Origin of the sequence: Kitasatospora sp. NPDC127060 (assembly GCF_042724935.1) — a bacterium.
GTDB lineage: Bacteria > Actinomycetota > Actinomycetes > Streptomycetales > Streptomycetaceae > Kitasatospora.
Map to the genome: position 1 here is coordinate 1 of NZ_JBHXEG010000168.1, position 5,115 is coordinate 5,115.

The following is a 5,115-nucleotide window of genomic DNA, read 5'->3' on the forward strand; positions in this document are numbered from 1 at the left end:
AGGGACGCGCCGGTGCCGAAAGGGAGAAGGGCCAAGCCGCCGACGAAGGAGGTGGCGCAGCGCCCGCCGACCGTCGGCACCGGGCCAGAAGCGCCCCGGAGGCGAGCGGGCGAGCAACCCGCCCCGAGCCGAAGGGACGCGCCGGTGCCGAGAGGGAGAAGGGCCAAGCCGCCGACGAAGGAGGTGGCGCAGCGCCCGCCGACCGTCGGCGCCGGGCCAGAAGCGCCCCGGAGGCGAGCGGGCGAATAGCAGCGGGCGCCGCGAACCGGCGGGTTCGCGGCGCCCTGGACGGAGCTCGGGTCGGGTCAGTCCAGCGGGGCGATGACCGGGGCGACCATCAGCTGGGTGCGACGCGGGTTGGCGGTGCTGGCCGGCAGCTCGGTGGCGTAGGTGACGACGTCCTCGGACTTGCGGGCGCCCGGGATCTTGCTGAAGTCCTCGACCGAGGCCAGCGTGGTCCGGCGCGGGTTCGCCGTGGAGCGGCAGGACAGCGTGGACTTGGTGGCCTTCTTCGCCAGGGACATCGAGAGCACCTCGTGTTCGTGGCCGGGCGGATCGCCAGGGATTCCGCGCCGGCCTGCGTGATTCCGATTGATTCGGAGGGGTTCTGGGCAGGCTGATCGGGCCGTGCTCCGGAGACAGCCAGGTTACGAGATCTCATTCCACAGAGGCCGTGACCAAAGCTACACATTAGCCTGTGATTTTGCTCACAAATTGACGCACAAATCACGAATATCCGACATATCGCCGGATCGGAATTTACCGGCATTCCGCACACAACGGGCATTTCGGCAGGTCTGCGACTCTTGTCGATCTCGGGTCACGTTGGCATGTATCCGGCGAGTGTCCGAAAAAGGCGGTATTCCGGTCCGGTTACCGCACAGTCAGTGAGATCCCGCATGCGGTCGGTAGTACCCGGCGGCAGGTTCCGGCGGCCCTTGTTGGGATTCCCTGGCTGTGCTGGAATGCCACGGACCGTGGGTAGGGAGCAGTCCACCCCGGCGACCCGCTCTCCCGGACCGGCCGGGGTGCGGACGAAACTCGACACCGTCCAGGCCGTGGCGACGCGGCGGGACGCCCGGTCCAGAGGTTGCGACGCCAGTGCAGGGACGTTTCAAAAGGGGTAGCGGCGCCGCGGGTGACCCGGAGTCGCGCGAGCCCGGGGCAGCACCTCAGCAGGCGGCGGCCCCCGGTGGCCCGACCGACCCCGTGACGCCCGAGGCCCCCGCCGGCCCGGACGGGGACGGCCAGGAACGGAAGTCCGCCCGGGACAAGCTCCGGACCACCCTGACCAGGCGCCGCGCCACCGGTCTGAGCCGGCTCGCGATGCGCAACTGGCGCATCCGCACCCGGCTCATAGCCCTGCTCGCGCTGCCCGTCCTGGTCTCGCTGGTCCTCGGCGGCCTGCGCATCCAGACCTCGCTGGAGAACTCCCAGCAACTCGCCCAGATGGCCAACCTGTCCGACCTGGCCAAGAAGGCGACCAACCTCGCGGACGCCCTGCAGACCGAGCGCGACATCAGCGCCGGCTACATCACCAACCGTCCGAACGACCCGCTGGACGACGAGATCGTCGCCGCCCGCAAGTCCACCGACGACCTCAGCCGCACCTTCACCGCCTCCTCTGACAAGTTCGAGAACCTCGAACTCTCCGGCGGGAAGGCCCTGTTGTTCCAGATCCGCAAGGACCTGAACTCAATCGCGGACGCCCGCAACACGCCGTACCAGAACAACCAGAACATCCAGGCGACGATCACCGCCTACGACGTGATCATCCGCGACCTGCTGGGCATCACCCAGGACATCGCGCTCGCCTCGAACAACAAGGACCTGCTGGTCGCCACCCGCGCCCTTCAGCAGTTCTCGCTGGCCAAGGACGCCACCTCGCAGCAGCGCGCGCTGATCAGCGCCGGTCTGGCCAACCCCAAGACCCCCGACCTGAGCGCGAGCGACGAGTCCTTCGGCATCCGCCTGCGCACCACGTACGACAACGCGCTCACCAGTTTCAACAACATCTACACCGCGCACGACCTGGACAACCTGCGCGGCCAGCTGAGCTACAACAACGTGGTCGCCGAGGCCGACCGCTACTCGCGCTCGATCCTCCAGCCGGGCGGCATCCACCAGACCGAGCCCGTCTCGTACAAGGACTGGTACGAGAAGGCCACCACCAAGATCACGGCCGAGCGCCGGATCGAGTCCAAGCTGATCGAGGACCTCGACGGAAAGGCCCAGGACCTCCAGTCCCAGGCCGACACCGAGGCCCTGATCATCGGTGCCGCCGTCGCCCTGACCCTGCTCGTCGCCCTCGGCGGCGCCGGTCTGATCGCCCGCTCGATGGTGCGCTCGCTGACCCGACTGCAGACCGCGGCCGAGGACGTCGCCGAGCGCCGCCTGCCCGAGCTGGTCAAGACGCTCTCCGAGAGCGACCCGCACGACGTCGACACCACCGTCGAACCGGTCGCCGTCGACTCGACCGACGAAATCGGCCACGTGGCGCACGCGTTCGACATGGTGCACAGCGAGGCCGTCCGTCTCGCCGCCGAGCAGGCCCTCCTGCGCGGCAACATCAACGCGATGTTCACCAACCTCTCGCGCCGCAGCCAGGGCCTGATCCAGCGCCAGCTGTCGCTGATCTCCGAGCTGGAGAGCCGCGAGGCCGACCCGGACCAGCTGGCCAACCTGTTCAAGCTCGACCACCTCGCGACCCGCATGCGCCGCAACGGCGAAAACCTCCTCGTCCTCGCCGGTGAGGACCCGGGCCGTCGCTGGACCCGCCCCGTCCCGCTGGTCGACGTGCTCCGCGCCGCCGCCTCCGAGGTGGAGCAGTACGAGCGCATCGAACTCGCCGCCGTGCCGTCGGCCGAGGTCGCCGGCCGCGTCGTCAACGACCTCGTCCACCTGCTCGCCGAGCTGCTGGAGAACGCCACCTCGTTCTCCAGCCCGCAGACCCGCGTCCGGGTCACCGGCCACGCCCTGCCGGACGGCCGGGTGCTGGTCGAGATCCACGACACCGGCATCGGCCTCAGCCCGGACGACCTCGCCGAGATCAACGAGCGCCTCGCCAACCCGCCGACGGTGGACGTCTCGGTCTCCCGCCGCATGGGCCTCTTCGTGGTCGGCCGCCTGTCCCTGCGACACGGCATCCGGATCCAGCTCCGCCCCAGCGACTCCGGTGGCACCACCGCGCTGGTCATGCTCCCCGTCGACGTCACCAACTCCGCCGACCGCCGCGGCGCCGGCCGTCCTGGCCCCGGCGGCCCGGGCAAGCAGCAGCGCGGGGTCGCCCCGACGCCGCGCCAGCAGCGCCAGATGCCGCCCGGCCGCCAGAACGGTCCGGCCGCACTCGGCCAGGGCCCGGGCGGCGGTGCCCCGCAGGGCGGGCGTCCGCAGCTCGGCCAGGGCGGTCCGGGCGCGCCGGCGGCTCCCGCCGCGCCCGGCGCTCCTGCCGCGCCGACCGGCCCGGGTGCGCCCGGCGGCCTGGCCGGACTGCCGACCCGTAGGGTCGGGCAGTCGCTGCGCGAGAACCCCGTCCTGCCGGGCCAGCCGGCTCAGGGCCAGCAGGGTCCGGGCCAGCAGGGTCCGGGCCAGCAGGGTCCGGGCCAGGCTCAGCAGGGTCCCGGCCAGCCGGGTCAGGGCCAGCCGCGCCGCCGCGGCCAGGGCCAGCCGGGCCCCGCGCCGCAGGCTCCCGCCCAGCCGGGTGCAGGCCAGCAGGGCCAGCAGGGCCAGCCGCAGCAGTCGCCTCAGACCGGCCTGCCGCAGCGCGCCCCCGGCCGCCAGGGTCCGCCGCAGGGCGCCCCGAACGGTCTGCCGCGCCGCGGCCAGGGCCGCCCCGGCCAGGAGCGTCCGCGCCCCGCGGGCGAGTTCGACGGCGGTCCGGGCGCTCCGGCCCCGCGGACCGGCGAGCAGCCGCAGCACGGCCGTCCGGGCGGACCCGGCGCCCCGCAGCAGCAGGGTGCCCGTCCGGGCAACCGCCCGCAGGCCGGCCTGCCGCAGCGTGCGCCCGGCCAGCAGGGTCCGCAGGGTCCGCAGGGTCCGCAGGGCCGACCGGCTCCGCAGGGCCAGCCGGGCCAGCGCCGTCCGCAGCGCCCCGGCCCGGACGCGCCTCAGCAGGGCCGTCAGCCGCAGCTGCCCCCGCAGCAGCAGCCCCAGCCGTTGCCGTCGGCCGAGCCGGCGCCGCTGGAGAGCACCCAGCAGTTCGCCCGGCCGCGCTTCGAGGCCAGCCAGATCGACCCGCGTGACCCGCTGGGCCTCGGCCTGGTGGAGCCGGTGTTGCCGAACGTGCCGACCCCGACCCAGCCGCAGCCGGCCCCGCAGCAGCAGCCGATGCCCCAGCACCCGCAGCAGCCGCAGCCGCAGCGTCAGGAGCCGATGGCACTGCCGACCGGCCCGTCCGACGCCGCCGGCGAGCAGCCCTGGTACCCGCAGCAGGCCGACGGCCGGATGCAGGACCCGGAGCAGGGCCGGCCCCGGCCGTACCAGCCGCGCCGGCCCGGCACCTCGGCGCCGGAGCTCCAGGAGCCCGAGCAGCCGCAGCGGGCCCCGCAGCAGCAGCCCCGGCAGGCCCCCCAGGCCCAGGCCCCCCAGCCGCAGGCGCCGCAGCCACAGGCCCCCCAGGGCCCGCCGCAGCCCGGCCAGCCCGGCCAGCCCGGCCAGGGTGACGCGCCCTGGCGCCCGTCCGCGAACGACGAGCGCTGGCGCCGGGCCGAGCAGGTCCGCGAGCCGTCGACCAGCGGGGTCACCATGTCCGGCCTCCCCCGGCGGACCCCGCAGGCCAACCTGGTCTCCGGCACCGCCGAGGCCGCCCCGCTGACCGGTCCCCAGGTCTCCCGCGCCCCCGAGGAGGTCCGCGGCCGACTGACCAACCTGCGCCGCGGCATCCAGCAGGGCCGCCGGGCCGGGGCCGAGCAGGCCGCCAACCCACCGGGCTTCCAGCATGGTGCCCAGCAGCCCGGATTCGATAGTTTCGGTGGCCGGAGCGACGGCAACGGCGCAGATCACCAGGAGCGTTGAGTTGAACCAGATGAGCCAGGCCGCACAGAACCTGAACTGGCTGATCACCAATTTCGTGGACAACACCCCCGGGGTGTCCCACACCGTGGTGGTCTCCGCGGA

At 73.3% G+C, this 5,115-nt stretch carries 2 protein-coding genes and 1 pseudogene; 2 read left to right on the plus strand and 1 reads right to left on the minus strand.

All coding sequences use genetic code 11. From position 1 onward, the window contains the following. Nucleotides 1-305: 305 nt before the first annotated feature. Nucleotides 306-524 (minus strand): hypothetical protein, encoded by a 219-nt coding sequence (locus tag ACFWIS_RS40305; protein ID WP_380453461.1) that lies wholly within the window; start codon nucleotides 522-524, stop codon nucleotides 306-308. Between the two features lie 685 nt (nucleotides 525-1,209). Between ACFWIS_RS40305 and ACFWIS_RS40310 the strand changes: the two genes are divergently transcribed. Then, nucleotides 1,210-5,013 carry a nitrate- and nitrite sensing domain-containing protein gene (locus tag ACFWIS_RS40310; RefSeq protein WP_380453464.1) on the plus strand — a complete coding sequence of 1,268 codons (3,804 nt, stop codon included), beginning with the start codon at nucleotides 1,210-1,212 and terminating at the stop codon, nucleotides 5,011-5,013. 10 nt (nucleotides 5,014-5,023) lie between these two features. After that, nucleotides 5,024-5,115: pseudogene (locus ACFWIS_RS40315) on the plus strand (roadblock/LC7 domain-containing protein); the annotation flags it as partial.

What these genes read in the sequence shown, in the direction of transcription:
- ACFWIS_RS40305 (WP_380453461.1), bottom strand. Translation starts at nt 524, where the DNA reads ATGTCCCTGGCGAAGAAGGCCACCAAGTCCACGCTGTCCTGCCGCTCC.